23 protein-coding genes are annotated in these 26,826 nt (G+C 67.2%); 13 read left to right on the forward strand and 10 right to left on the reverse strand.

Features of this window, described 5'->3' with window-relative positions:
* Positions 1-201 precede the first annotated feature (201 nt).
* Positions 202-1,107, forward strand: coding sequence for a hypothetical protein (locus tag ACFVTM_RS16650; RefSeq protein ID WP_390204760.1), 906 nt, complete (start codon positions 202-204; stop codon positions 1,105-1,107).
* Between the two features lie 349 nt (positions 1,108-1,456).
* A complete protein-coding gene (locus ACFVTM_RS16655; RefSeq protein ID WP_390204762.1) occupies positions 1,457-2,833 on the forward strand; it encodes a UDP-glucose dehydrogenase family protein in 1,377 nt (458 codons plus the stop codon).
* A gap of 187 nt (positions 2,834-3,020) precedes the next feature.
* Here the strand turns inward: ACFVTM_RS16655 and ACFVTM_RS16660 are convergent, their stop codons facing one another.
* Together ACFVTM_RS16660 and ACFVTM_RS16665 are read right to left on the reverse strand one after the other, a co-directional pair.
* Complete coding sequence (locus ACFVTM_RS16660) at positions 3,021-3,893, reverse strand: glycosyl hydrolase (RefSeq protein WP_390204763.1); 873 nt, start codon at positions 3,891-3,893, stop codon at positions 3,021-3,023.
* Between the two features lie 258 nt (positions 3,894-4,151).
* Complete coding sequence (locus ACFVTM_RS16665; RefSeq protein ID WP_390204764.1) at positions 4,152-5,072, reverse strand: glycoside hydrolase family protein; 921 nt, start codon at positions 5,070-5,072, stop codon at positions 4,152-4,154.
* Between the two features lie 347 nt (positions 5,073-5,419).
* Between ACFVTM_RS16665 and ACFVTM_RS16670 the strand changes: the two genes are divergently transcribed.
* Complete coding sequence (locus tag ACFVTM_RS16670) at positions 5,420-6,508, forward strand: ATP-grasp fold amidoligase family protein (protein WP_390204766.1); 1,089 nt, start codon at positions 5,420-5,422, stop codon at positions 6,506-6,508.
* A 39-nt stretch (positions 6,509-6,547) separates the two neighbouring features.
* Here the strand turns inward: ACFVTM_RS16670 and wecB are convergent, their stop codons facing one another.
* The 3 genes from wecB to ACFVTM_RS16685 all read right to left on the reverse strand — a co-directional run bounded on the left by wecB (position 6,548) and on the right by ACFVTM_RS16685 (position 8,707).
* The gene (gene wecB, locus ACFVTM_RS16675; protein WP_390204768.1) at positions 6,548-7,693 is read right to left on the reverse strand and encodes a non-hydrolyzing UDP-N-acetylglucosamine 2-epimerase; all 1,146 of its coding nucleotides are present in this window, start codon (positions 7,691-7,693) and stop codon (positions 6,548-6,550) included.
* Between the two features lie 50 nt (positions 7,694-7,743).
* Entirely contained in the window at positions 7,744-8,055 is a 312-nt protein-coding gene (locus ACFVTM_RS16680; RefSeq protein ID WP_390204769.1) for a hypothetical protein, read from the reverse strand.
* Positions 8,056-8,131: 76 nt separating this feature from the next.
* Positions 8,132-8,707, reverse strand: a complete 576-nt coding sequence (locus ACFVTM_RS16685) for a YdcF family protein (RefSeq protein WP_390204771.1) — start codon at positions 8,705-8,707, stop codon at positions 8,132-8,134.
* 221 nt (positions 8,708-8,928) lie between these two features.
* On the opposite strand from ACFVTM_RS16685, the gene ACFVTM_RS16690 reads away from it, so the two are divergent.
* The 5 genes from ACFVTM_RS16690 (at position 8,929) to rsmD (ending at position 16,836) form a co-directional block, all read left to right on the forward strand.
* Positions 8,929-11,601, forward strand: a complete 2,673-nt coding sequence (locus tag ACFVTM_RS16690; protein WP_390204773.1) for a hypothetical protein — start codon at positions 8,929-8,931, stop codon at positions 11,599-11,601.
* A gap of 148 nt (positions 11,602-11,749) precedes the next feature.
* A complete protein-coding gene (locus ACFVTM_RS16695; protein WP_390204774.1) occupies positions 11,750-12,775 on the forward strand; it encodes a thiamine-phosphate kinase in 1,026 nt (341 codons plus the stop codon).
* A gap of 22 nt (positions 12,776-12,797) precedes the next feature.
* The gene (locus ACFVTM_RS16700; protein WP_390204841.1) at positions 12,798-13,922 is read left to right on the forward strand and encodes a DAK2 domain-containing protein; all 1,125 of its coding nucleotides are present in this window, start codon (positions 12,798-12,800) and stop codon (positions 13,920-13,922) included.
* Positions 13,912-16,185, forward strand: a complete 2,274-nt coding sequence (locus ACFVTM_RS16705; RefSeq protein ID WP_390204776.1) for an ATP-dependent DNA helicase RecG — start codon at positions 13,912-13,914, stop codon at positions 16,183-16,185. Before ACFVTM_RS16700 ends, ACFVTM_RS16705 begins: the two co-directional genes overlap by 11 nt.
* 24 nt (positions 16,186-16,209) lie before the next feature.
* Positions 16,210-16,836, forward strand: a complete 627-nt coding sequence (rsmD, locus tag ACFVTM_RS16710) for a 16S rRNA (guanine(966)-N(2))-methyltransferase RsmD (protein WP_390204778.1) — start codon at positions 16,210-16,212, stop codon at positions 16,834-16,836.
* On the opposite strand, the gene ACFVTM_RS16715 is transcribed toward rsmD, so the two are convergent.
* The gene (locus tag ACFVTM_RS16715; protein WP_390204780.1) at positions 16,833-17,618 is read right to left on the reverse strand and encodes a spermidine synthase; all 786 of its coding nucleotides are present in this window, start codon (positions 17,616-17,618) and stop codon (positions 16,833-16,835) included. The two genes, rsmD and ACFVTM_RS16715, sit on opposite strands and share 4 nt — an antisense overlap.
* A gap of 2 nt (positions 17,619-17,620) precedes the next feature.
* On the reverse strand, positions 17,621-18,832 hold the full coding sequence (locus ACFVTM_RS16720) for an aminotransferase class I/II-fold pyridoxal phosphate-dependent enzyme (RefSeq protein WP_390204781.1): 1,212 nt from the start codon (positions 18,830-18,832) through the stop codon (positions 17,621-17,623).
* A gap of 48 nt (positions 18,833-18,880) precedes the next feature.
* On the opposite strand from ACFVTM_RS16720, the gene coaD reads away from it, so the two are divergent.
* The 5 genes from coaD to mutM all read left to right on the forward strand — a co-directional run bounded on the left by coaD (position 18,881) and on the right by mutM (position 22,061).
* Entirely contained in the window at positions 18,881-19,381 is a 501-nt protein-coding gene (gene coaD, locus ACFVTM_RS16725) for a pantetheine-phosphate adenylyltransferase (protein ID WP_390204783.1), read from the forward strand.
* A gap of 173 nt (positions 19,382-19,554) precedes the next feature.
* A complete protein-coding gene (locus ACFVTM_RS16730; protein WP_390204784.1) occupies positions 19,555-20,079 on the forward strand; it encodes a YceD family protein in 525 nt (174 codons plus the stop codon).
* Between the two features lie 36 nt (positions 20,080-20,115).
* Positions 20,116-20,319 (forward strand): 50S ribosomal protein L32, encoded by a 204-nt coding sequence (rpmF, locus tag ACFVTM_RS16735; protein ID WP_056738282.1) that lies wholly within the window; start codon positions 20,116-20,118, stop codon positions 20,317-20,319.
* 21 nt (positions 20,320-20,340) lie between these two features.
* Positions 20,341-21,063: a ribonuclease III gene (gene rnc / locus ACFVTM_RS16740; RefSeq protein WP_390204785.1), complete on the forward strand. Its 723-nt coding sequence runs from the start codon at positions 20,341-20,343 to the stop codon at positions 21,061-21,063.
* Positions 21,064-21,071: 8 nt separating this feature from the next.
* Complete coding sequence (mutM, locus tag ACFVTM_RS16745) at positions 21,072-22,061, forward strand: bifunctional DNA-formamidopyrimidine glycosylase/DNA-(apurinic or apyrimidinic site) lyase (protein WP_390204787.1); 990 nt, start codon at positions 21,072-21,074, stop codon at positions 22,059-22,061.
* On the opposite strand, the gene ACFVTM_RS16750 is transcribed toward mutM, so the two are convergent.
* The 3 genes from ACFVTM_RS16750 to ACFVTM_RS16760 are packed head-to-tail and all read right to left on the reverse strand — an operon-like array spanning position 21,997 to position 26,743.
* Positions 21,997-23,049: an NAD-dependent epimerase/dehydratase family protein gene (locus ACFVTM_RS16750; protein ID WP_390204788.1), complete on the reverse strand. Its 1,053-nt coding sequence runs from the start codon at positions 23,047-23,049 to the stop codon at positions 21,997-21,999. The two genes, mutM and ACFVTM_RS16750, sit on opposite strands and share 65 nt — an antisense overlap.
* Positions 23,046-25,727 carry an alpha/beta fold hydrolase gene (locus tag ACFVTM_RS16755; RefSeq protein WP_390204789.1) on the reverse strand — a complete coding sequence of 894 codons (2,682 nt, stop codon included), beginning with the start codon at positions 25,725-25,727 and terminating at the stop codon, positions 23,046-23,048. Before ACFVTM_RS16755 ends, ACFVTM_RS16750 begins: the two co-directional genes overlap by 4 nt.
* Complete coding sequence (locus ACFVTM_RS16760) at positions 25,721-26,743, reverse strand: 3-oxoacyl-ACP synthase III (RefSeq protein ID WP_390204790.1); 1,023 nt, start codon at positions 26,741-26,743, stop codon at positions 25,721-25,723. Before ACFVTM_RS16760 ends, ACFVTM_RS16755 begins: the two co-directional genes overlap by 7 nt.
* Positions 26,744-26,826 lie beyond the last annotated feature (83 nt).

Here is a 26,826-nt window from a genome sequence, read left to right on the forward strand (position 1 = left end):
GAGGCCCTGTCAGCCCCAAGCGGAATCTGGAGCCAGTTGTGCAGTCCCGTTGGTGCTGATCGACTGAGTGCCCTCCCGTTCATCTATGCTGTTGGGAGTCTCGTCTGCGGTCCTGACTCTGAAGCGAGGACTGTAGTCGCTTGATGCGATTACGTACTACCCGCCTGAATGACAATTGGAGTTGAGCTTAGAATGTCGGAATTGCGCCTTGAGTTTTGGCCGGAGAGAACTCCTGAGGCCCCCATTGCATTCCTTACAATGGCGAGGGATGAGACCGTCCTGCTTGAAGCGTGGGTCAATAACGGACTTCGCATTTGTCCGGATGCTGCTTTTTTCGTCCTTGATCATGCCTCGAGTCCATCTCTTTCAGAGTCCTTAAGAAGCCGCGCCGACTACGGTGGGGTAAACCTCAATTTCATAAACATACCGGCAGTGCCTTTTGACGATGATTTCAAGGCGATGGCACTATCAGGGTTTGCTAAGACGCTGCTGCACTGCTACGAGATTGTGGTGTCGACGGACTGCGATGAGTTGCTGGTTGGTTTGGGGATGCGTGCCGATGACGTGATGCCGAAGTTGCAGACCCTGACAGGCATAACCGCCCCAATCGGCTTCGAAATTGTGCAACATACGGTTAAGGAATCATCATTCGATCCGTCACAGCCTATTGAACTACAACGTGGTTATGGATTTTTTGCTTCGGGGTACACGAAACCGGTTATATGGAAAAGGCGCAGTGAGTTTGGTGCTGGGCTGCACCGATCTCGGGAAGATTTTGCGTACGAGACTTCCCTTGGTTTGCTCCACCTGAGAAGCGTGGATCATCAGATGGCTCTCGAGAGAGCCGCACAGAGACGCCAGTATGAGCTTTCCGCTGGACAAATAGATCACGGGCGGGGCGGCAACTGGCTGAGGCCGCAAGAGCAGAAGGTAGATTTCTTCGCACAGTTACGTTCACTCGAGGTGATTCCCGGTTTCGAGGGTGTCTTAAAGACCTTTTACACCGATCTGATTGTGACGCACCAGAAAAATGGTGGCGGTTTCTGGGGGCACAACATCAGTAAGACCTCAGAGTATTGCGAGATAAGTAGCGTCCTCTACGTATAGCCGCGGTCGCTGTCGGGCCACGACTTCCTGATTTGTATCACGGACTTCTGCTCGTAATTGAACAGTGCCTCATACTTTCGGTGCTGGAGTAATCAGTGCTCCGGTAGGACTGCAGGCTCGCTGGCCGCGCCACCCTGAGGTCGGTCATGCTGTCGTAGCCTAAAGCACTTGTGCTGCCGCTCGGACGGTGTTGTCCTTCGCTACCGGATGGGCGGCAGCCCGGACGTCCGGCGGCGTGACACTTGCCTGCCGAGTATGGTGAACGTCACTTTCTGGTCCGGGGAGCCCGACAACCCCAGGCCACGTTATATAGTGGACCCGTTTGGTTGCGCCATCTGCGCCCATAACGATGAGAGAAACTGCGGCTACTGGGGGACTAGTGACACTACGACTAACCGTGATCGGTACGGGATACCTCGGCGCGACCCATGCGGCATGCATGGCGGAACTCGGATTTGAAGTCCTGGGTGTTGACGTCGACAAAGAAAAGATCGACAGCCTCAGCCGAGGCGAATTGCCCATCCACGAGCCTGGCCTGCCCGAACTGTTGCGCAAGCACACAGAATCCGGCCGCCTGCGCTTCACGACATCTTTCGAAGAAGCCGGCGCCTTCGGCGACGTTCACTTCATCGCCGTCGGCACCCCGCAGCGGGCCGGCGAACACGCTGCTGACATGACTTACGTTGACGCATCCGTGACGGCCATCGCCCGCGCCGCCACGAAGGATTCCCTGATCGTCGGAAAGTCCACTGTTCCGGTCGGCTCTGCGCGTCGCCTCAAGAGCCTCGTCGCCGAAGAATCGCGCGACGGCGTAACGGTCAACTTCGCCTGGAACCCCGAGTTCCTACGCGAGGGCTTCGCCGTGGAAGACACCCTGCGGCCGGACCGCTTGGTCATTGGAACCGACTCCGAGGCTGCCGAGGCCACGCTGCGCGAGGTCTACGCTGACGCCATCAGTCGTAAGACCCCGTTCATCTCAACGGACTTCGAGACGGCGGAACTGGTCAAGGTGGCGGCAAACGCCTTCCTCGCGACCAAAATCTCCTTCATCAACGCCTTCTCCGAGGTCACCGAGACCGTTGGCGGCAACATCCGTACCTTGGCTGATGCCATTGGCCTCGACGCCCGGATCGGCCGCCGTTTCCTTAACGCCGGCATCGGCTTCGGCGGCGGCTGCCTGCCCAAGGACATCCGCGCGCTCCAGGCACGCGTCTCCGAGTTGGGCCTGGACAGCACCATGCGGTTCCTGAACGAAGTTGACGAAGTCAACCTCCGCCGCCGTGACCGTGCGGTTCACGTCGCAGAGACCCTGCTTGGCACCGTGGAGGGCAAACGCATCGCCGTTCTCGGCGTCGCGTTCAAGCCCAACAGCGACGACGTGCGCGACTCACCGGCGCTGGACGTGGCGGCCAGGCTCTTCAACAGTGGAGCGGACGTCAGCGTGTACGACCCCGCGGCCAACGCCAACGCCGCCAAGCGGTACCCGCGCCTGAACTACGTCGACGGGCTAGCCACGGCCGTGGCGGATGCCGATCTGGTCATGGTGCTGACGGAATGGAGCGAGTTTGTGAATGTTGATCCCGCAGAACTCGCAGCGGCCGTGTCACACAAACGCATGTTCGACGGACGCAACGTCCTTGACCACGAGAAGTGGAACGCTGCCGGCTGGGACATCGTCTCGCTGGGCCACAAGAGCGAACTGCTGGACCTCGCTGCAGCCAACTAGAAGCAGCACCTGCCCGGAGGCTATAACCTCCCGGCAAAACAGAACCGGCCCGGTCGGATGATTTCACATCATTCGGACCGGGCCGGTTCGTTTAAGGCCCGGCAGCCACCCCATGCCCTCTCTGCCGTTAAAAGGGAGTGGCCGGACCCAAGATGGGTCCGGCCACTCCCGGAGGCCTCAGAATGCGCTACAACGACGCGTACAGCCTGCCGGTGGTGGTCAGGGTGCCGTTGGTGTGGAACAGGGCTGAGCAGCCCATTTTCGGGTCCCCGGCCGGCCGGGTCTTCCAGGCGAAGCGTTCGACGAACGGCATGGCCCGCAGGCCGGCGACGGTGGCGCGCATGAAGTCTTCGGTCTGGGCCCGGGAGTAGATGGAGGGACGTGACGGCGTCGCATCCCAGTCGGCCACCGCGTATTCGGTCACCCAGACCGGCTTGCCGTACCTCTCGTGCAGTTCCCTGACCTTGTTGAGGAAATCGTCCGCTTTGGGCCAGGCGTAGCGGTGCATGGTCATGAAATCGACCCGCAACCCCTTGTTTTTGGCCTTAGCCATGAACTCCGCGAGCCAGGGGCTCGCCGTGCCCGCGGGGGCGGGGGAGCCAAGCCGCAGCCCGGTCGCCTGCAGTCTGGGCCAGAGGCTGATTGCCTGGTCGACCGACATGTTGGCCTGGTCCTTGTGATCGGGTTCGTTGAAGCCCAGGAGGTGTTTGGTCTTCGTTTCGGGCAGCTGGCGCGTGACCCATCCGATGGCATCCTGCTCCAGCAGGGTCCTTGCGCTTTTGATCATAGGGACAAAAGGCGGGTTGGTGGTGACGTTGTAGTGCGATCCCCACGTGTAGTGCCAGTCCAGCTTCAGGCTCTTGATTTGCTGGAGGGCCAGGGCGTCCTTGCCGCCCCACCCAAAGCCCTTGAGGGTGTCAGCAGGCAGCGTGACGGCCGGGACGGTAGGGATCGCAGCGGGGGCGGTTGCCGCTTGTGCAGTTCCCGCGTTGGCGGCCAGGAGGGCACCCGGAGCTGCCATCGCGGCCAGGGGCAGGGCAAGAAACTTGCGGCGTTCCATGAGTTCCTTTCAAGGAAGATGGGCTGGAGGTCCAGGGACGCAGAGACGGAAAAGGCCAGAGCGGGGCGCACCCCCCGGTGGATCCTGCCCACGAGAAGTGGCGTCAACCGGTGACTGCTCTGGCCTGTGTGGTCTCTGATTCAGTTGTGGCTGAAGTCAACTTAGCATGGCAAACGTTCAGGAAAATCGCGGTTTTGCACAGGAAACACGCAGTATTCCGCACGGTGCGCGGCCGCCGGGCTCTTGCCGGCGGAGGAGCTACAGGGAGCGGTAGAGCTCGCCAGTGGCAGTCAGCGACCCGTTGCTCCGGAACAGGGCGGAGGCTCCCATGATGGGATCGTCATGGGCCCGCGTTTTCCAAGCGAAGCGCTCCACGAATGGCATCTCCCGCAGGCCGGCGACGGTCTCCTTCATGAAGCCCAGGATTTCCCTCTCCGTGAACCGGCTGGGTGACTTCGCCGTGGCCTTCCAGTCGGCGACGGCATACTCGGTGATCCAGATCGGCTTCCCGTAGCGGTCGTGGAGCCGCTGGACATTTTTAAGGAACGAGTCCGCGTTGGGGGGCGCGTAGGAGTGCATGGTGACAAAATCCACCCGGAGGTCCTTCGCTGCCGCCTTGTCCATGAAGCTCTTGAACCAGTCGCCCATTGGCTGAACCGGCGCAGGAGATCCCAGTTTGAGGCCTGACTGTTCCAGCTGCGGCCAGAGTTTGATGGCCGTGTTCACGGACATATCCGCCTGGCCCGGATGGTCGGGTTCGTTGAAGCCGAGGAGGTGTTGGGCGCCGGTCCATGGCACTTCGGACCGCACCTGCTCGATGGCGTTCCGTTGCAGGGAGCCGGGCCCCCAGATCATCGGCACGAATTGGGCGAACTGAGTCGACGCCGGCCGGAGGGGAGGGTAGCCCGGTCCCCAGTCGTAAAACCACTCCAGGTCCAGGGAATCCAGCTGCTCAAAGCCGAACCCATCGAACCGGGGCATGCCGATGCCCTTGCTGGCATACCCGGGCTTGGGCCGGCGGAACTTCGGTGTCGGCGGGGCTGCCGTTGGCGTGGGGGAGGCCTTGGGCGTTGCCGGTGCGGAGGTGCCGTACGGTGCGGGGGCCGTATCCGGAGTGCAGGCGGCCAAGGCGGCTGCCGCTACGGCGAGGGGAACGGTGAGGAATGTCCTGCGGTCCAAATGCACCCCCTGGCATCGTGGTCGAACTGGCCCCCATCACCCGGCGAACCGGAAAAAATCGTGAGGGCGCAGTGTTGGTCGTTCAGCGCAATGTTGGCGAAACACTGTGTTGGTCAAATACTGAGTTGGCGAAATACTGCGGCAAACCTGCGTCCTCGGCGGCTTGACCTTCATTGTTTCATGAATGCCCCCTTTGGTTAACCACGGAACGCGGCCGCCGGGCGGCGCCGTCGACCGCTGCATTTTGCCAGTGTGAGTTGCCGCCGTAAACTGGCGCCCGAGCGGCGTGTCAGGGGGTGCATTCGCAATTCCGGGGTCGTGAATTGGGAAATGGGGTTCCGCCGAAGATGTATCCGCCAGGCTTTGACCGCGCCGACGAAGACTCGCCGTTCCTAAGTTTTGTGGCGGACGAATTCGGGCAGAGGGGCACAGCCCGCCGGGGCGAACTCGCACAGAAAGTCAACTCGCATCCGTTTGTCGACGCACTCGGAATGCGCGTCCCGAAGCGCCTGGCGGTCCTGGACCGCATCGAAGAACTTCACGACGCCGCGCTGCCGGACAAGTGCGTCCTCAAGGTCGCCAACGGCTGGTCGTCCCGCGGTGTCCAGCTCCTTGAGCGTACGGGCCCCGATGAATATTTCGACCACATGACCCAGCAGACGCTGACCACGGCATCGATAGTCGAGATCCAAACGGCAGCTGCGCAGTCTTTCTCGTCCAAGGAACCCTGCTGGATCGTCGAGGAACTCATAGAACCCCTGATGGGGCTTGGCGCCATACCCTTTGACTACAAGTTCTACTGCTTCCAAGGGACAGTCGGCCTCATCGTCCAGATCGACCGCAACTCCGGACCGGTGAAAATCGCACTTTTTGACGGCGAATTCCGGCCGCTGAAACGCGGAACCGACTACCTGCTCTCCGACAGGGTCAGGCACGGTGCGCCCGTGATACCGCTGCATGCGCCCGAACTGCTGTGGTGGGCCCGGCGGCTGTCCCTCGAGGCCGATTCGCCGTTCGTCAGCGTCGATATGCTGGACAGCCCCACGGGGCCGGTCTTTGGGGAATTCACGTATTCGCCGGGCGGCACCCATAAAAGAATGTTCGTTTTTTCCCACCGTTTACTTGATCAATTTGACGAGCTCATATCGGCGACGGCTGACCACCCCGACCTGCGGGCACAGGCCTCGTTGGAAGACCTGAAATCCATGGTTCATCCGGGGCCGGTGCAGTTCAAGGCATGGGCCGGCTTCGCCTACAGCGGTGGGCCGAAGGGCGCAGACAGGCTGCACGTCTTTTACAAGAAGCTGGCGGTGGAATCCGAACCCGGCACCCTGTCCGCCGAGTGGTACGGCCGGCTCAGCGTGCTCTGGGCCGGGATTCGGAACAGGCTGCGGCCGCCGAATCGGAAGATAGTGGCTGCGGGGGCCGGCGCCTGAGCGGCCCCGGACCTTGGCAAGGATCCGCTGAAACCTCTCCTACGCCCCGCTGAACTCCGCGGTCCGGTAGCCGACGCCGAGGAGCTCCTCGATCGCTGCCACGGTGCGGGCGGCGGCCTTGCCGTCGCCATAGGGGTTCACGGCGTTGGCCATGGCGGCAAAATGCGGGGAATCGTGCAGGAGACGGGTGACTTCGGCAACGATCCGCTCTTCGTCGGTGCCGATCAGCTTCACGGTGCCGGCTTCAAGGGCCTCGGGCCGCTCGGTGTTCTCCCGCATCACAAGTACCGGCTTGCCGAGGCTGGGGGCCTCCTCCTGCACTCCGCCGGAGTCCGTCAGGACGATGTGGGCCCGGGACAGCATCCGGGTGAATTCGCCGTAGGCCAGCGGCTCCGTCACCAGCACGTTGGCCTTGCCCTCCAGCGCGGGAAGCACGGCCTCGCGCACCACCGGATTCTTGTGGGCGGGGAGCACAATCACCAGGTCCGGCTCGGCGTCGGCGATCCGGGCCAGCGCCCGCCCCACGCTGCGCATGGATTCGCCCTGGTTTTCGCGCCGGTGTGTGGTAACCAGCAGGATCTGGCGGCCACTGGCGTCCAGTTCCTCCAGGCGGGGGTCCGTGAAGGGGAGCTGCTTATCCACTGTGGTGAACAGCGCATCAATAACGGTGTTGCCGGTCACCACGATGTCCTCGGCGCTGATGCCTTCCCGCAGCAGGTTTTCCCTGCTCGTGGAGGTGGGGGCCAGGTGGAGGCGGGTGATCTGGCTGGTGATCTTGCGGTTGGCCTCCTCGGGGAACGGCGAGAGCAGGTCACCGCTGCGCAGCCCGGCTTCGACGTGCACCACCGGAATGCCGTGGTAGAACGCGGCGATGGCGGCGGCCGTTGAGGTGGTGGTGTCGCCCTGGACCACGACGGCGTCCGGACGGGTGGCGGCGAAGAGCTTTTCCAGCCCGTCGATGGTCCGCGTCATGATGGCCGACAGCGACTGCCCCTGCTGCAGGATGTTCAGGTCGTGGTCCGGAACAATGCCGAACAGTTCGTTGACCTGGTCCAGCATTTCGCGGTGCTGGCCCGTGACCGTCACGTAGCAGCGGAAGAGTGGGGACTCCTGCAGCGCGCTGACGATCGGCGCCATCTTGATGGCTTCCGGCCTGGTTCCGAAGATCGGCATGATGCTGTGCATGGTTATTCCCCAAGGGTGTTCGAGCGGTTGGAAAGGTTGGTGGCCCGGATTTAGGCGAGCAGCAAGGCCAGCACGATGAGCGGCAACGCGATGGTCACAAGGACAACGGCCAGGAGGGCCACACGCCGTTTGCGCCGGTTCAGCCTGTCACGTTCGAGCTGCTGGGACTCCTTGTCCTGGCTGGCGCTTAGGTTGGCGTCGTCGTCTGCAGGAGCCGCCGCTGGCGGTGGAACGGTGACCGGAATCGGCTCCGCGCCCGGCACCAGAAGGGTGTCCGGGATCTCCGTGTGCATGCGCCGCCTGCGCAGGTGCCGGGGGGCGGCAACCAGCGGGGGAGCGCCGTCGGGAGAGTGTTCCAGCATGTACTCCTCGCCTCGGTCAAATGCCCGAACCGGCTGACCAGTTCAACCGGATGAGGTTCAATTGTTACATTTCCGCTCACTGATTCACGCATTCCGGCCTGAGGGAAACGTCCAACAGGCCCCCGGTTTCGATCACAAACCGCCGGAACCATTGGCCCGGATCGAGGTCCGGATGTGAGGCAACCATCTGCACGTCCGCGCTTGTGCACTGCCTGATCAGCCGGCCCGCGCGGGTGACGTGGTAGCTGGAAGTGACGACCGTGACGGACTTCCAGCCGTTGGCCTTGATCAAGCGGGAGATGGCCCGGGCCTCCCCCCGCGTGTCCAGGTCCGGGGGCCGGAAACAGATGACGGCGGGGTTCGGAAAGGCAGTTGTTTTGCATGCCTCATCCGCCGCACGGTTGCCGAAGGTATCCGTGTGCGAGATCACCAGGACCGGGATGTTGTATTCAGCCTGGATTTGGCGGGCGACCGGAAGGCGCTCGCCGGCCGCGCCACCCAGCATAATGACGGCGTCCGTCCGGTGAACGCTGAGCGGATCCACGTTGACGAAGAGTTGAACAGCAATGATCAGCCACAGCATGAGGCCCCCGACGGCGAAGGCGAGCACCCTGCGGGTGGCGGTATTCACCGCGGCGACGGAAGGAGGCACGGCTAAGAGTTTGGCATGCGGTTTTCGGGTGGCGAAATGGTGCGCCGGTGGTGCGCCGCTCCTGTGCAAAAACTTGCGAAGAAAAATGCGTGATGCAGTTGTGATTCGAGGGATCAAAGTTAGTGGGGTGACAGACGTGAATTGGCGTTTATGCTATAGGCACCTTCCGTCGCTCCCACCGCCAGGTCACCACCTGAGGTCCCACCCCTAAGCGAGCAATTTTGCGAAAACTGAACATAGCGGCAACCGTGATTGCCGCCGTGATGCTGGCAGCAGCCTTGCCCCAGACCGCCGTGGCCGCCGTGCGGGTTCCGGCCGCCGCGGCGCCGGTGGTACCGGCATCGGTGGCACCGGCGTCAACGGCTGCCGCATCCCCGGCCGCTGCGTCCCTGGGGGCGGTTCCGGCAGTGTCGGACCCGAACCCCCAGGGACAGGAGGTGGATGACTTTGTCCGCCCCGCGCCGCCGGCCAACAGGGCGAGGACGGAATACACCTACGTGAGCGCGCCGCTGGCGGGCACCTTGAAGACCACCCTGGTGACGGTGCAGCTGGCCGACAAGTCGGCAGCGGAGACGGACGCGGCCGTGCCGATCGCCGCGGCGAAGGCTTCGCTCAGCGCGGCCAACCGCTACTGGGCACACGCCACCGCGGGCCGCGTGGACATTGCCCTGACCTCCACACGCGTCCTGCACAAGTCCGCCGCGAAATCCACCCAGACGCCGGCGCAGATCGTGGACACGGTCTCGCAGGAACTGGGGTGGACCCAGCGCGCCTATACCGCGCTGGTGATCTTCATCCCCGGCGCGTACCTGAGCAACGGCACCGCGGGCATGACCTACAGCAACGGGACCACCGGCGGGCGCATCCTGATGCCGCAGAACAGCCGGCTGGCAACCCCCGTGCTGACCCATGAGTTCGGGCACGCCCTGGGCATGGACCACGCCAACAGCCTGCTGTGCGGCAGCGGGGCCATGGACGTCGCCGCCGGGCCCTTCGCCGGGTTTGCCGATCCCACCTGCAGCATCAAGACGTACGGGGACAACCTGGACCTGATGGGGATCTCGCACTGGGACCTCATGCCGGAAATCAGCGCCAGCCTGTGGGAAATGGGCCGGTTCGGCAACGGCAACGAGATCACCAACCTGGGCACCGTGGCCGGACCCCGCAAGGTGACCCTCAAGCCCTGGGCCGGGGACGACGCGAACCGGGCCGTGAAGTTCACGGACCCGAAGTCCGGGGAGGTGTACTACCTCGAGCTCCGGGCTCCCGTGGGCTATGACGCCGTGATCGCGCAGGCAGGAAACCGCGGCGTGAAGATCACGCAGCAGGGCGGCGGCAACTCCTCGATCCTGCTGCCGCCCAACACCCGCGCATCCGCCTTCAACGGCTACTACTCCAACACCCAGGCCTGGCAGGCCGGGCAGACATTTACCACCCACGCCGGCACCAAGGTGAGCATCGATTCGGTCAGCAACACCGCGGCCACCGTCACCATCCGTCCGCCCGGTGCGCCCGCCAAGGGCTACGTCGAGTCGATGGCCATCAACCGGTCCGGCACCAAGGCCAGCCTGGACGTCTCCGGCTGGGCGTACGACTCCGCCAATTCCTCAGCATCGTCCACCGTCCACATCTACGTGACCCCGCCCGGTGGCACCTCAACGGGCTACGCAGTGGCGGCCAACCAGGCCCGCGCGGACGTCAACAAAATCATGCAGGTGACCGGCAACCACGGGTTCACCCGCTCGTTCAACCTGACCCAGGCCGGGGTATATAAGGTCTGCGTGTACGCCCTGGGCAGCGTCGAGACCGCGGACCTGGGCTGCCGGTCCCTGACCCTGGCAGGGTCGGCTCCGACGGCCGGATATCTCGAGTCGCTGGTACTGACCCGGGCCAGCGGGGTGACGGTGCTGCGGGCGACAGGCTGGAGCTATGATCCCGGGACTCCCGCAGCGTCCATCCCGGTCCACCTGTACGTGACGGACCCGGCGGGCAAGACGACGTCGAAGGCCATCTCCGCCAATAAGAGCCGCAGCGACGTCAACAAGGTGATGTCCGTGACCGGGAACCACGGCTTCACCGGGGACATGCCCGTGACCATGAGCGGCACGTACAAGGTGTGCGCCTACGGCATCGCCGTCACTGCGTTCAGCCAGGGCAACAGCCTCCTGGGCTGCACATCCGTGACGCCGAAGGCAACCCCGGCGCCGTCCGGCTTCCTGGAGAGCGCCGTGGTCAAGACGGACGCGCCGACGGCAACCGTCACGGTCACGGGGTGGACCCTGGACAGTGGAACCCCGGCCGCGTCCATCCCGGTGCACTTCTACGTCACCGACCCCAAGGGAGTGACCAAGAGCTCCGCCTATACCGCCAACCAGTCCCGCGCGGACGTCAACCAGGTCATGGGAACCACGGGCAACCACGGCTACCGGGCGGCGCTGCCGGTCAGCATTCCGGGCAACTACAAGATCTGCGCCTACGGCATCGCGGTCAGCGTCTTCCCGCTGGGCAACAGCCTCCTGGGCTGCACGACAGTGAGTGTTGCGTCCACCCCGGCGCCGGTCGGGTACCTGGAGTCCGTCAAGGTCCAGCTCGGCGGCACGGGATCCGCGCTGGTGGCCAGCGGCTGGGCCCTGGACCCGGGAATGACCCGAGCGAACGTTCCCGTCCACCTTTACGTCACGTCACCTGACGGCACCACCAAAGGCACGGCCTACGTGGCCAGCCGGTATCGGGCCGACGTCAACTCGATCTTCCAGGTCTCCGGCAACCACGGCTACCGGATAGTCATTCCGGTGACGAAGCGCGGCGTGTACACCGTGTGCGCGTGGGGGCTGGGCGTCGCGGGGATGTCGTCCGGCAACACCCAGCTCGGCTGCCTCAAAGCGACCTTCTAGCCCGCCGCGGCCGGGGTCCTTGCCGGGCGCACCGCCGTTCGGCAGCGTCGGTCCCTCGCGGTAGCGTAGGGCTGTGCCTGAAACTCCTGTGCCTGAGACCCCCGTGCCTGAGACCACTGATCGCGAATCCCGTGTAGCGGATGCAACAGTGCCGGAGGCTTCCTTGACCGTCGCGGAACTCTCGGAGTCCCAGCTGCTGGAGCGCATCTTCCCGCGGCTCACCGGCCGGCCGGGGTCGGCGGGGCACCTGCTGCTGGGCCCGGGGGACGACGCCGCGATTGTCGCAGCGCCGGACGGCCGGACCGTGCTGAGCATCGACACCCAAGTGGTGGACCAGGACTTCCGGCTCGAATGGAACAACGGCTACCGGTCCAGCGGGTACGACGTCGGCTGGAAGGCCGCCGCCCAGAACCTCAGCGACATCAATGCCATGGGCGCCCGGGCCACGTCCCTTGTGGTGAGCCTGACCATGCCGCCGGAAACCCTCGTCTCCTGGGTGGAAGACTTCGCCGACGGCCTCATGGCCGGGATCACGGGGCTGGGCGCTGACGCCTGCGCGGTGGCCGGGGGAGACCTTGGCCGCGGCCGCGAACTGGCCGTCAGCGTCGCGATCCTGGGGACCCTGGAGGGCCGGGAACCCGTGCTGCGGTCCGGAGCCCGGCCCGGTGACACAGTGGCCCTGGCCGGAACAGTGGGCCGGGCCGCCGCCGGGCTGGCGCTGCTGGAATCCGATGTCCCCGTCGCGGACCTGACCGCTGGGCAGCGCGCCCTCATGGACATCCAGTGCAGGCCCCAGCCGCCGCTCGCGGCCGGACCCCTGGCGCGTGAGGCCGGCGCCTCGGCCATGATGGACATCTCGGACGGCCTGGTCCGGGACGGAAACCGCCTGGCGGCCGCCAGCCACACAGTACTGAATCTGGACGCCGCTGCCCTGAAGGAACTCGCCGTCGCGCTGCTGCCGGCGTCGGAGCTGCTGGGAGCAGACCCGCTGTCCTGGGTCCTCGGCGGCGGCGAAGACCACGGACTGCTGGCCACATTCCCCCCGGAGGTTCAGCTCCCTCCCGGTTTCACTGCGATAGGCTCGGTAGAGGCCCCTGCACCAACCGGAAGCACGGGAGTAACGATCGCGGGCAGTCCCGCTGACGCTCTGGGATGGGATCACTTTGCAGACTAAGATTGCCGCCAACGCGCAAGCGATGAAGCGGTGGTTGGGCAAGGCGGAGACAACGCTCGGGAACCACAGCGACCGTCTCAACGCCATCAATATCTTTCCCGTGGCAGACGGTGACACCGGCACCAACCTCTACCTGACCGTCCGTGCCGCGGCCCACGCCGCGGCCGCCGTCGTCGAGGGCGGCACGGCCGCGGTCCCGGCCCAGCCCACCCACACTGCCCAGCCCACCCAGACTGCCCAGCCCACCCACACTGCACCGGACCCGTCCCTGCACGACGTCGGCGCCGTCCTGGCGCGGGCTGGCCAGATTGCGATGGAACAGGCCCGCGGCAACTCGGGAACACTCTTTGCAGTGTTCCTTTGCGCCGCCGCCGAGCCGCTGGCCGGGCACACCCGGATCAGCTCGCCGCTGCTGGCCGCGGCCCTGAACCGTGCCCAGATCCGGGCCTGGTCCGCGCTGAGCGATCCGGTGCCCGGCACCATGCTCTCGGTCATGGAAGCTGCCGCCCGGGCCGCGGCCGCCGTGGATTCCGCGCATAACGGCGACGACAGCAACCAGACCCTCGGCCTGGCCCTGGATGCCGCCGTCGAGGCAGCCCTGGCCGCCGTGGTGCAGACGGAGGACCAGCTCGATGCCCTCCATGCAGCCCACGTGGTGGACGCCGGCGGCGTGGGCATGCTCCTGATCCTGGACTGCCTCCGCTCCGCCGTGCTGGGCGAGGAACTCCAGAGCGAACTGCTGGACGGCCTGCACGGCTATGACGTCCAGGACCCGCACATCCACGTCGGCATGCCGCGGGACGAGGGCGTCGAAGTCATGTGCACCATCTCCCTGTCGCCGCTGGACGCCGCCATGATGCGCCAGCGGCTCGATGAAATGGGCGACTCGGTGATCATGAGCCAGGTCGGCGGCCCCGCGGATGAAGCCGGACACTACCGCTGGCGCGTCCACGTCCACGTCCTGGATGCCGAACCCGCCGTCGCACTGATCCGCTCCCTGGGCGAGCCCACGGACATTTCCGTGAGCGAACTCGCAGTGCCGCGCGATCCGCAGGCAGAGCCCGCCGCCGTTGCCTCCGCCGTTGCCGCCACCGTTGCCCCGGCGGTCCCCGCCGAAACCCGAAACCCCGACGGACATGCACGCTGAACTTGAACTGGGCCTGGAACGCCGCATCGGCAAACGCTCCGCGGCCGTCATCGAAAAACACCTTGGCATCACCACCGTCGGCGGGCTCCTGAACTACTTCCCGCGCCGCTACCTCAGCCGCGGCGAGCTCACGCCCATCAGCGAGGTCCCGCTGGATGAGGAAGTGACCCTGATCGCCCGGGTGGTCTCCAACAGCACCCGGCAAATGAGGGCCCGGCGGGGCTCGCTCACCGACGTCGTGATCTCCGACGACGCCGGGAGCCCCGGAACCGGGACGAGCAGAGCCGCTTCCGGGCGGGCCGGCGGAGCGCTTCCGGGCACGCTCAAAGTCAGCTTTTTCAACGGGTTCCGGGCCAAGGCCGAACTCCAGCCGGGCCGGCGCGCCATGTTCTCCGGCAAGGTCACCCGCTACGGCGGATCCCTGGGCCTGACCAACCCCGATTTCCTGCTGCTCGACGAGGACCCCGATACCCCGGGCATGGACCCGGAAAAGCTCGCCGCCATGCCGATCCCGGTCTACCCGGCCACGGCGAAACTCACCAGCTGGTCCATCCAGAAGGTCATCTCGACGCTGCTGGACACCGTGGAGCTGGAGACTCTCGGCGATCCGCTGCCCGCGGAGGTCGCGGCGCGGGAGAAGTTCCTGCCGGTTGCGGACGCCTACCGGCTGATCCACGCCCCGCAAACTGCGGCGGACTTCCAGCGCGCCCGCGACCGGTTCCGCTACCAGGAAGCCCTGGTGCTGCAGGCGGCCCTGGCCCGCCGCCGCGCGCAACTGGCCGCAGAAGAGGCAACGGCCCGCCGCCCGGCACCGGACGGGCTACTGCCCGCCTTCGACCGCCAGCTGCCCTTCACGCTGACCGCCGGCCAGGCCGCCGTCGGCAAGACACTTTCCGAGGAGCTCGCCCAGGATTCGCCCATGAACCGGCTGCTCCAGGGCGAGGTGGGCTCCGGCAAGACGATCGTGGCCCTGCGCGCCATGCTGCAGGTGGTGGACGCCGGGGGACAGGCTGCCCTGCTGGCCCCCACGGAAGTCCTCGCGGCCCAGCACTATGAATCCATCCGGCGCACGCTCGGGCCCCTCTCCCGGGACGGGCTGCTGGGCGGGTTCGGCGGGGACGCGGTGGAGGTCACCCTCCTCACCGGCTCCATGCCCACCGCGGCGCGGAAGCAGGCCATGCTGGACGCGGCCTCCGGGACGGCGGGAATCGTGATCGGCACCCACGCCCTGCTGAGCGAGAACGTGTCCTTCTATGACCTCGGGCTGATCGTGGTGGACGAGCAGCACCGCTTCGGCGTGGAGCAGCGCGACGCCCTCCGTGCCAAGGCGAGCAAACCGCCGCACCTGCTGGTCATGACCGCCACCCCGATTCCCCGGACCGTGGCCATGACCGTGTTCGGAGACCTCGAAACCTCCGTCCTGGACGAGCTCCCCGCCGGCCGCGCCCCGATCTCCACCCACGTGGTGGGGCTCGCCGAACACCCGGCGTGGGCCACCCGGATCTGGTCCCGCTCGCGGGAGGAGATCGAGGCCGGACACCAGGTCTACGTGGTCTGCCCCAAGATCGGCACGGACGACGACGGCGATTTCACCCCGGGCGAGGCCGAACCGTCCGCGGCGGACCTGGAGGGCGAGAACGGCTCGCGGGAACTCGCCTCCGTCACCGGCGTCGTGGAACACCTCCGGGATGAACCCGCCCTCGCAGGGGTGAGCGTGGCGCCGCTGCACGGCCGGCAGGACCCGGTGCTGAAATCCGAAACCATGGCCTCCTTCACGGCCAATCAGACCAAGCTGCTGGTCTCCACCACGGTCATTGAAGTCGGCGTGGACGTGCACAACGCCACGCTCATGGTGATCCTGGACGCGGACCGCTTTGGCATCTCCCAGCTCCACCAGCTGCGCGGCCGGGTGGGCCGCGGCGGGCTGCCCGGGACCTGCCTGCTGGTCACCACGCTGGAGCCGGGCCATCCGAGCCGGCGCCGGCTCGATGCCGTGGCAGCCACCACGGACGGCTTCGAACTCTCCCAGGAGGACCTCAAGCTCCGCCGGGAGGGCGACATCCTGGGCGCCTCGCAGTCCGGCGGCCGGTCCACGCTGAAGCTGCTGCGCGTGCTCGAACACGAGGACGTGATCGCCCGGGCCCGGCAGGATGCCCAGCGGCTCGTGGCGGCCGATCCCTCGCTGGCGGCACAGCCCCGGCTCGCCGCGGCAATCGATGAATACCTGAACCCCGAGAAGGAGGCGTTCCTTGAACGCGGCTAGGACCACACATCAGGGGCACCGGCCATGAGCCGGATCATTGCCGGCGCCGCCGGCGGCAGCCCCCTGGCCAACGTCCCCGGGAACCTGACCCGGCCCACGACGGACCGGGTCAAGGAGGCGCTGTTCTCCCGGCTGGACGCCTTCAACATCATTGCCGGCGCCCGGGTCCTGGATCTGTACGCGGGCTCCGGCTCGCTCGGGGTGGAGAGCGGCAGCCGCGGCGCCGACTCCGTGGACCTGGTCGAATTCGATGCCAAGGCCAGCGCCGTCTGCCAGCGGAACGCGGACCTTCTCAACACCGTCACGGGCCGCAAGGTGGTTTCCGTGCACCGGTCGAAGGTTGAATCCTTCCTGGACCGGACCGAGGACGCCGCGCGCTGGGACCTGGTGTTCCTGGACCCGCCGTACCCCCTGGACGAGCCGGCCCTCGGAGCTGTCCTGGCCAAGCTGGCGCCGCACCTGTCCGAGGCGGCCGTCGTGGTGGTGGAGCGTTCATCCCGGTCTCCCGAGCCCGGATGGCCCGAGGGCATGGAACGGTTTGCCGAGAAGAAGTACGGCGAAACCCGGCTCTGGTTCGCCGAACCCGGCGTGGAGGCCGCGGCGGGCGTGGACGCCCTGGATGGCGTGGAAGCCGCGGCCGAAGAGGACTAACCGGCCAGCACGTCCAGCTCGACGCCGGCGAGCAGCCTGGCCGGATGCGGACCGCGGGCCGTAAGAGCCGCCGTCCAGACCTCCGGCCACGGCCCCTGCGTCCCGGTCAGGATGATGTTCCCGGGGTACCGGCCGGTGAACATCCCGGCCTCCGCGAAGGCCGAGACGTCGGCCATGGCCCGGCGCATCGCCGTGACCTGGCTGCGGACCAGGGTCAGCCCGGGTTCGTCGCCCACGTTGACAACCAGGACCCCGCGCGGCGTCAGCCGTGCCGCTGCCTCCTGGTAAAACTCAGTGCACGCGATGTGTTCCGGCGCCTCCGGCCCGGAGAAGATGTCCAGGATCACGACGTCGAAGCGCAGTTCCGCCGGAAGCCCGGCAAGGGCGTCGCGGGCATCGCCGATCACCGGGTGCAGCAGCGTTCCCTCCGGCAGGGGCAGCTGGGCCAGCACGAAGTCCAGCAGTTCCCGCTCCAGCTCCACGGCATACTGGACCGAGCCGGGCCGCGTCGCCTGGATGTAGCGGGCCAGCGTCAGGGCCCCTGCGCCCAGGTGCAGCGCCGTGATCGGTTCGCCCCACGGAGCGGCGAGGTCCACCACATGCCCGATCCTGCGCAGGTATTCGTAGAAGATGTCCGCAGGGTCGGCCAGGTTGACGTGGGACTGCTCCGCGCCGCCAATGCTCAGCACGAAGCCGCCGTCGGTAAAGGGATCCGGTTCGATGGTGGCGTGCTGCCCCGTGGTCCGCAGGAACCGCGACGACCCGGGGTGCTGCTCCGGCATGCTCACAGCCTGTCGTGGAGGGTCGCCAGCCGCTCGGCCGCCTCCTCCAGCACATGCAGCTGCTTGCAGAAAGCAAAGCGGAGCAGGCTGCGGGTGCGCTCCGCGCCGTCGGCGTGGCAGAAAACGGGTACAGGAATCGCGGCGACGCCCACGAGGGAAGGGAGACGGCGGGCCAGCTCCACGGAGTCCGTGATTCCCAGCGGCGAGGTGTCCACGTTGACGAAATACGTTCCCTGCGGGGTCAGGACGTCGAGGCCGGCCGCCCGGAGTCCCTCGCTGAGGATGTCGCGCTTATACCGGAGGGTGTCGGCAATGCCGGCGTAGAACTCGTCCGGGAGGCCCAGCCCCACCGCGATCGCGGCCTGGAACGGCGTGCCGGAACTGTAGCTCAGGAACTGCTTGACCGTCCGGGCGGCCGCCACCAGGTGCTCCGGGCCGGAAAGCCAGCCGATTTTCCAGCCGGTGAAGGAGAAGGTCTTGCCGGCCGAGGAGATGGTCAGGGTGCGTTCCGCCGCGCCGGGCAGGGAGGCCACCGGGATGTGCCGCACGCCGAAGGTCAGGTGCTCGTACACTTCGTCGGTGACGATCACGGTGTCGTGCCGCGCGGCCAGCTCGACGACGCGCTGCAGCACCTCGCGGGGGAAGACTGCGCCGGTGGGGTTGTGCGGATTGTTGACCAGCACCACCTTGGTGCGCGGGCTGAAGGCGGCCTCGAGCGCCGCCAGGTCCGGCATGAAGTCCGGGGCCAGGAGCGGGGCGGTGACGTGCGTGGCGCCGGAAAGCCCGATGATGGCGCCGTAAGAGTCGTAGAACGGCTCGAACGTGAGCACCTCATCACCCGGGCCCACCAGCGCCAGCAGCGAGGCGGCGATCGCCTCGGTGGCGCCGGTGGTGACGATGATCTCGGTGTCGGGGTCCGGTGCCAGCCCGTAGAACCGCTGCTGGTGGACGGCGATGGCCTCCCGCAGCGGCAGGATGCCCTTGCCGGGCGCATACTGGTTGACTCCGGCGGCGATGGCGGCCTGGGCGGCCTCCTTGATCTCCACGGGCCCGTCCTCATCCGGGAAGCCCTGGCCGAGGTTGATGGCGCCCGTGCTGAGGGCCAGGGTGGTCATCTCCTCGAAGATCGTGACGCCCAGGGAACCGTCGGGGGAGAGCAGGTTGGCGCCGGTCGCGGCGCGCTGCCACGGGAACTGGGGAGGGAGCTGTGACATTCAGCCATGTTATCCCGGCCCGCGGCGCCGATACGGTAGGTTCGGAGCATGAGACGCGCTGTATGCCCTGGCTCCTTCGACCCCATTCACAATGGACACCTGGAAGTCATCGCCCGTGCCGCGGGCCTCTTCGACGAGGTGATCGTGGCCGTGTCCACGAATTACGCCAAGAAATACCGCTTCAGCCTTGAGGAGCGGATCGACATGGCCAAGGAGACGTTCGCATCCTTGCGCGGCATCGTGGTGGAACCCGTGGGGGAGGGGCTCCTGGCCGAATACTGCCGGCAGCGCGGTGTGTCCGCGATCGTCAAGGGCCTGCGCTCGTCCTCGGACTTTGACTACGAGCTGCCGATGGCCACGATGAACCGGCAGCTGACCGGCGTCGAGACGGTGTTCCTGCCGGCGGAAAGCCACTACCTGCACCTGTCCTCCACCCTCATCAAGGAAGTCTTCGCCCTGGGCGGGGACATCTCCGACTTTGTGCCCCGTTCGGTGCTGAAACGGCTGGCCCCGGGCGAGCCGGTCCAGAACCGGGCGCGCAAAGTGTAAGCTTGACCGGTACTCGGCGGCCTGCTGCCGGTTGCGTGGCCCGAATCCTGGGCCGCTTGTGGTGGGAACCGCAGGCGTGCCCCGGTTTGAGTCCGTCCGGAAGTTCAGGCTAAGATAGTACGTCGGTCATATGTTCAACAGGAGTTCTCATTAAACGAGATGCTAGTTCGCCCTTGGCGTTCGACGTCAAGGACCTCGGACGCAGTCCGGGAAGCATGCGAACGCTGACGGAACATGTACCCGCGCCAAGTGATCTTGGTGTGGCGCTCATCGGCGTGCAGGAAGGCTCGGATGTCGAGCTGGACCTGCGGCTTGAGGCCGTACACGAAGGAATTCTGGTATCAGGAACCGCGCTCGTTGAAGTAACTGGCGAATGCGGCCGATGCCTGGATCCCCTTGCGTATGACCAAGAGGTTGATGTGCAAGAACTTTTCTTCTACGAGGACGCTGTGTTCTCCGACGAGGAAGACGAAGAAGAGCAACGTCGAGTCGAGCACGATCTAATCGATCTTGAGCCGGTGTTGCGGGACGCAGTTGTCACCATACTGCCGTTCCAGCCGGTGTGCCGGGAAGACTGCCAGGGCCTTTGCTCCGAATGTGGAGTACGCCTGGAAGACGAGCCGGGGCATCACCACGAGGTCGTAGATCCTCGTTGGTCCGCCCTGGCTGACTTGGCTAAGCCTGACCGGCAAAACTGATTTGTAAGTGTTGGACTAGAGAGAAATGAGTTAGCCGTGGCTGTTCCCAAGCGGAAAATGTCTCGCTCGAATACCCGCGCCCGCCGCTCCCAGTGGAAGGCAACTGCCCCCCACCTGGTGAAGACCGTAGAGAACGGCCAGGTTGTGTACAGCCTGCCGCACCAGGCAAAGGTCGTTACCGACTCGGCTGGCACTGCGCTGTTCCTTGAGTACAAGGGCCGCAAGGTCGCAGACGTCTAATCCGCCAACAGGCTGAATAAGATGTCTTCAACTGAAGAGCTTCTGAAGCGTCTCGGTGTCACTATTGACGCCGGGACGCTTCGTCTTGCGCTCACACACCGTTCCTACGCCTATGAAAACGGCGGCATTCCCACCAACGAACGCCTCGAGTTCCTCGGCGACTCCATCCTGGGGTTTTCCGTCACTGACGCGCTGTACCGTGACAACCCGACGCTGCCCGAAGGGGACCTGGCCAAGCGCCGCTCCGCCGTCGTCAGCACCCGGGCGTTGGCCGGCATCGGCCGCAGCATCGGGCTGGGCGACTACATCTACCTTGGGCAGGGCGAGAAGCTCACCGAAGGCAAGAACAAGGCCTCCATCCTGGCGGACACCATGGAGGCGCTGATCGGTGCCACGTACCTCTCGAACGATATCGAGACGGCCCGGCAGCTGGTCATGCGGCTTGTCGGCCCGCTGTTGAAAGACGCGGCGGCCCTCGGCGCGGGAACCGACTGGAAAACCAGCATCCAGGAGCTGGCGGCCAGCCGGCAGCTCGGAACCATCAACTACGCGGTGGACGGCTCCGGACCGGACCATGCCCGCACGTTCGAGGCCGTGCTGCGGATCGGCGGCACTGATTACGGCACCGGCACCGGCAACTCCAAGAAGGAAGCAGAGCAGGAAGCTGCCGCCGATGCCTGGCGCCGGCTCACCGCACCGTCCGCGCCCGATGCGCAGCAGCTCCAGCCCCACAACGGGAGCTAGGCAGCGCCTTGCCTGAACTGCCCGAGGTCGAGGTGGTCCGGCGCGGCCTGGTGAGCTGGGTGCGGGGCCGGACCATCACCTCCGTTGACGTGCTGGATCCGCGCTCCCTGCGCCGGCATGCGCTGGGGCCGGAAGACTTCGCCGGCAACCTTGAAGGCGCGCGGGTGCTGGATGTGGTGCGCCGCGGCAAATTCCTCTGGATGCCGCTGGCGGACACGCCCGCCCCGTCCGGAACGGATCTCCCGTCCGGAATGGATCTCCCGTCCGCAGAGCCTGCCCCCGTCGTCGCCCTCATGGCCCACCTTGGCATGTCCGGGCAGCTGCTCATGCAGGACCCCGGCGTCCCGGACGAAAAACACCTAAAGGTCAGGCTGCGGCTCAGCCCCTCCGAGGGCATGCCCGAGCAACTCCGGTTCGTGGACCAGCGCATCTTCGGCGGCCTGTTCCTGACCTCGCTGGTCCCCACGGACGACGGCGGTCCTGGCGGCCTCGCCGAAACGCCGCTGCCTCTCATCGCCGAGGAAGCCTCGCACATTGCCCGGGACCCGCTGGATCCGCATTTCTCCTTCGACGTGTTCTACCGGCGCCTGCGGGCACGCAAGACCGGGCTCAAACGGGCGTTGCTGGACCAGGGCCTGGTCTCCGGGATCGGCAACATCTACGCGGACGAGGCGCTCTGGAAGGCGCAGCTGCACTATGCCCGGCCCACGGACACCCTGCGCCGGGCCGACGCGCTGCGGGTCCTTGACGCAGCCCGCGAGGTCATGACCGATGCCCTCGCCGCCGGCGGAACGAGCTTCGATTCGCTCTACGTCAACGTCAACGGAGCCTCCGGGTACTTCGACCGCTCGCTGAACGCCTACGGCCGGGAAGGCCTCGAGTGCAAGCGCTGCGCCGCCGCCGGCCGGGTCAGCCTGCTCAAGCGCGAGCAGTTCATGAACCGCTCGTCCTACACCTGCCCTGTCTGCCAGCCGCGGCCGCGGAACGGGCGCTGGTAGGGGAGTCCGGGCGCCCAAGAACCGGACCGTAGTGCTCGGCCAGCCTCGCCAGGCCCTCGTCCAGCGAAACGGCGGGCGCCCAGTTGAGGAGCTCACGGGTCTCGCGCTGGTCGAACCAGTGCGCGGTGGACAGCTGCTCGGCGAGGAACCTGGTCATCGGCGGCTCCCCGGCCTTGCCGGCCCGGGACCAGAGCTTCTCCACCACCGATCCCGCCGCCCGCGCGAGCCCGCCCGGCACCGTCCACGACGGCGCAGGGACGCCGGCCGCGGCGCAGATGCCCGCCAGCAGTTCGCCGACAGGGCGGGGTTCGCCGTTGCTGACCACCAGCGCCCGGCCGTGGATGTGCTCCATGCGGTGCAGCGCGGCGACGATGGCCGAGGCGGCGTTGTCGACGTAGGTGGTGTCGATCAGGGCCGCCCCGGCATCAAGCAGCGGCAGGCGGCCGCGGCCGGCACGTTCCAGCACCCGTTCCACCAGCTGCGTGTCGCCGGGGCCCCAGACGATGTGCGGGCGGACCGCAGCGACCCGGAAATCCGGCGAGTCCGCGGCCAGCGCCAGCAGTTCGGCCTCTGCCTTGGTGCGGGAGTAGTGGCCGTGCGCGCGGTCCGGGTCCGCCGGCTCGGCGCCCAGTCCGGCGATGGCGGCGCCGGAGTTGGCCACGGACGGGGACGAGACGAACACCAGATCCCGCACGCCGGCTTCGCGGGCCGCGCGGAGCAGGCGGCGCGTGCCTTCGACATTCACCTCGTCGAAATCAGCGGCGCGGCCGGTGAAGGAGACCTTCGCGGCCAGGTGGATGACACCCTCGGCGCCGGCGACGGCGCGACGGACGGCGTCGTCGTCCGCAACGGACCCCAAGACGTCCGCGGCGCCGTCAACGCCCGAGGGGCGGCGCTGGAACGTGGTGACGTCGTGGCCCTGCCGCACCAGCAGCCGGGCCACTTCCCCTCCGAGCAGGCCGCTCGCGCCGGTGACCAGAACCCTCACGGCGTGCCCGGACGGCCGCCGGCCAGCACCGCCGAAGCCCAGCGTGACAGGCGGGTCCTGTCGATCTTGGCGTTGTGGCGGATATCGGTCGGCTGGGACGGGACGGCGAGCACGGCGGAGACACTGACGCCGGCCTGGCGGGCAGCGTCCCGTACCCGCCCGGCGAGCAGCGGCGCGGCGGGCCCGGCCCGGCGGGCGGGCGGAACGGTCTCGACGACGGCGACGACGGCCTGGGTCCCGGAGGGGCCGACCCCGACGACGGCGGTCAGTCCGACGTCGTCCAGGCGTTCGATGGCCTGCTCGGCGCCTACGGGCGTGACCACAGTCCCCGGCGCCGTCACGATGTGCGCGAGGCGTCCTTCCACCCAGAGCCGCCCGGCGGCGTCGAAGTGCCCGACGTCGCCGGTGCGGTGCCACCCGGCCGTGCGGGCGCTCTCGCGTTGGGTCAGCCAGAGCCTGTCGTAGGCTTCCTTCACGTGCGGGGCGCTGACGAGGATCTCGCCGGTCACGCCCGGCTCCGTGACGGGACAGTTCCCGGGGGCGGTGCCGTCCGCGGCGAGCGGGACGACGGCCACGCGGGCGCCGTGCACCGGCCGGCCCACGCACACGCCGTTGCCGGACCCTGCCACGGTCCCGGCGGCGGCGTCGGCCTCCGCGGCGCGGATCTGTTCGAGGCTGATGTCGGTGACAGGGAGCGCCTCGGTCATCCCGTACGGGGTGTGCAACGAGGCGCGGGGCAGCAGCCTTTGCACTTCTGCGAGGAGGGGTTCGGGGACTGGGGCGCCGGCGGAGAGCAGCAGCTCGACGCGTTCCAGGGCCTCGCGCCCGGCCCGGCTCAGGCCGTCCCGGGTTGCCAGGACGTTGCGCAGCGCCGCGGGCGAGGCGAAGATCACCGTGGCGTCGATGGCTGCGGCGGCGTCCGCCAGGGCGCGGGCCGTCAGGGTCCGGGGCACGGTGACGTCCATGGCTGGTGTCACCGAGACGGCGCCGAGCGCCGGTCCCAGCAGGGCGAACGGGGCGAAGCCCGCCACCAGGCGTGCGCCCGGGCGGATCCCCAGCGTTGCGGACACGGTATCCCGCATCGCCGCCAGCTGCCGGTGCGTGTAGAGCACGCCCTTGGCGGGACCGGTGGAACCGGAGGTGAACAGCACGGCGGCATCGGCGTCCGGGTCCGGAGCCGGGGCCGGACCCCGGCCCGGGAGTTCCGGGGTGAGGTTGGCTCCGCGGCGGCCGAGGGCGGAGAGGGAGGTTTCGACGCCGAGGAGGCGGCGGCGGGCGGCCGGCAGGTCCCGCACACTGATGCGCCGTCCCGACCAGCCGAGAACCGAGGCAGCCGCCAGCGCCCTGTCGATTCCAATGAGGTAATCCGGGGTGGCGCCCTTCACGGCGCGGCTCAGGCCGCGGGTGCCCAGGCCGGCGTCGGCCACGACCACCACCGCGCCAAGCCGCAGGCAGGCGTAGAGGACCACGGTCAGGTCCACACCGGGCGGAACCATCAGGCTCACCCGGGTGCCGTGCCCCACACCGGCTTCCTGCAGGCCTGCCGCGAGGGCGGTGATGTTCTGTTCCAGCTCCCGCCAGCTGAGCGAGCGGGCGATGCTGCCGTCAGCGGCCATTTCCGCGATGGCGGTGTCCCCGCCGGAGGGTCCCGCCGCTAGCGCGGTGAGCGGCGCCCAAAGGGGCGGGTCATCATTGCCCGGGCCACCGGTGCCGTGCCGCGGGAGCTCGGGTTTGCTGTCCTCCAGCTCCGGGCCGAGCTCGGCAAGCCACTCGAAGACAGGCGCGGCGATGTCCCGGTCTTCGGCGACCAGGTGGCCGGCACCCTCGAAGCGGTGCACCTTCGCGTGCGGCAGCCGGCCGATGAGGTCCTTGAGGTACCGGTCGGAAAAGATCGGATCCCGCGGACCCCAGAGCATCAGGGCCGGAACGCTGAGCCCGCGCAGCCCTTCGGCGACGCGGGAGAGCGCCGGGAAGCTGGGGTGGGACGCATCGGCGGGAATGTCCGCGACGAAGTTCCCCACACCGGCGCGGCGGCCGGCTCCGCGGTACGGGGCCATGAAGGCCTGGCGGACGTCCGTGGCCAGCGGCGGGTGGGCAAGGGAATGCGTCACCCGCAGGAAGGTGTCCGACGTCGTCGTTCCCCAGCGGTGCACGGCGGGGTGCAGGGCAAGGCGCAGCGCCGGCGGGATGCGGGTGCCGGCGGGCTGGTGGACGGCGGTGTTGGTCAGCACGACGCCTGCCAGCTGCTGCTGATGCGCCAAGGCCCAGCCCAGGCTGATCGCCCCGCCCCAGTCGTGGCCGACGGTGACCACCGGCCCGGCCAGGCCGAGGGCAGTGGTGAGGTCACCGAGGTCGTTGATCCGGTCCTCGAGCCGCCGGAACGTGCCGGTGCGCTCGGAATACCCCATGTCCAGCTGGTCCACGGCGACGACGCGCCACGGATGCGTCGGGTCCGAGCCGGCGGCCAGCAGGGTGCGCCACAAAAAGGACCACGTCGGGTTGCCGTGCACGCACAGCAGGGTGCCGGCAGGAGCCAGGCCGCGGCGCGAGAGCTGGGCTCCGTTGTCGAGCACGTGCCAGCGGCGCACCGTTCCGGGCTCATCCGCGGCGGAGGTGGAGGCCACCTCGATTTCGCGCGACCACTCGGGGTCGACGCCGGGCCAGTCGGCGGCTACCAAGCGATTTCCACCATGGCAGTGTTCAGCCCGGAACCAACGCCCATGCACAGCACGCGGTCCCCGGTTACGAGAGTCTGCGCCTCGGCCGCGAGGGTCATGGGGAGGGACGCCGGGCCCACATTGCCCCAGTGCGGGAACGTGATCGGCACCTTGTCCGGGTCCAGGCCAATGGCGTCGATGATGGCCTGGGTGTACGCATTGCTCACCTGGTGCGTGACGTAGCGGTCCATCTGGGCCCAGTTCCACTCCGGCTGGGCCTCGTGCCAGGCGTCGACCACGAGCTGCAGGCCACCGTCCAGCAGGCCCTTGGTGTCGGTGGCCATGCCGTCGATGCCGCCCACACACAGCTCATGGTGCTCGGTGCCGGCCCGCATCACGCCGCCGAGGATCCGGTGCGCCCCTGGATGCTGGTCCGCCGGGCCCAGGACGGCCGCAGCGGCTCCGGAGCCGAGGGTGAGGGTGGCGAACTCGCGGTTGAAGTCCTCGCGGGTGGTCTCCGGCCGCTGCAGCCGGGCCAGGGTGGCCTCCTGCGTCGCCTGGGCGTCCTCGCCGTTGACGATCATCGCGTACTTGATCTGGCCGGAGTCGATCATGTTGGCCGCCAGCGTCATGCCGTTGACGAATCCGAGGCACGCGTTGGCCAGATCGAAGTTCATGGCCGACGACGGCAGGCTTAGTCCGTGGTGGATCTTCACCGCGACGGACGGTTCGAGGTTGCGCCGCGTGACGGAGGTGTTGATCAGCAGGCCAATCTCGGACGCCTCGATGCCGGACTCGGCCAGGGCCTTGGCGCCCGCCTCGATGGCTGCGTCGTCGAACGATGTCCCCGGGGCCCACCAGCGCCGGTGCGTGATGCCGGCGACCCGTTCGAGCAGTTTCGGGGGGACCCTCAGCCGCCGCAGGGTCGAAGCCAGCCTGTGGTCGAAATCCGTGGAACTGACGATCGTCGGAGCTTCGACGCTGCTCACCGAGAGCAAGGCGGTGTTGCTGTGCCGGAATGTTGCGTTCCCTACCAAATCAGGCCCCTGTTCGTGTCCGTACTGCGCTCCCGCGGCTGGCCGCACAAGCAAGCACAAGCCCAAGAGCTTAACTATGCCCC

It is taken from the genome of Arthrobacter sp. NPDC058130 (genome assembly GCF_042884475.1).
In the GTDB taxonomy this organism is placed as follows: Bacteria; Actinomycetota; Actinomycetes; order Actinomycetales; family Micrococcaceae; genus Arthrobacter.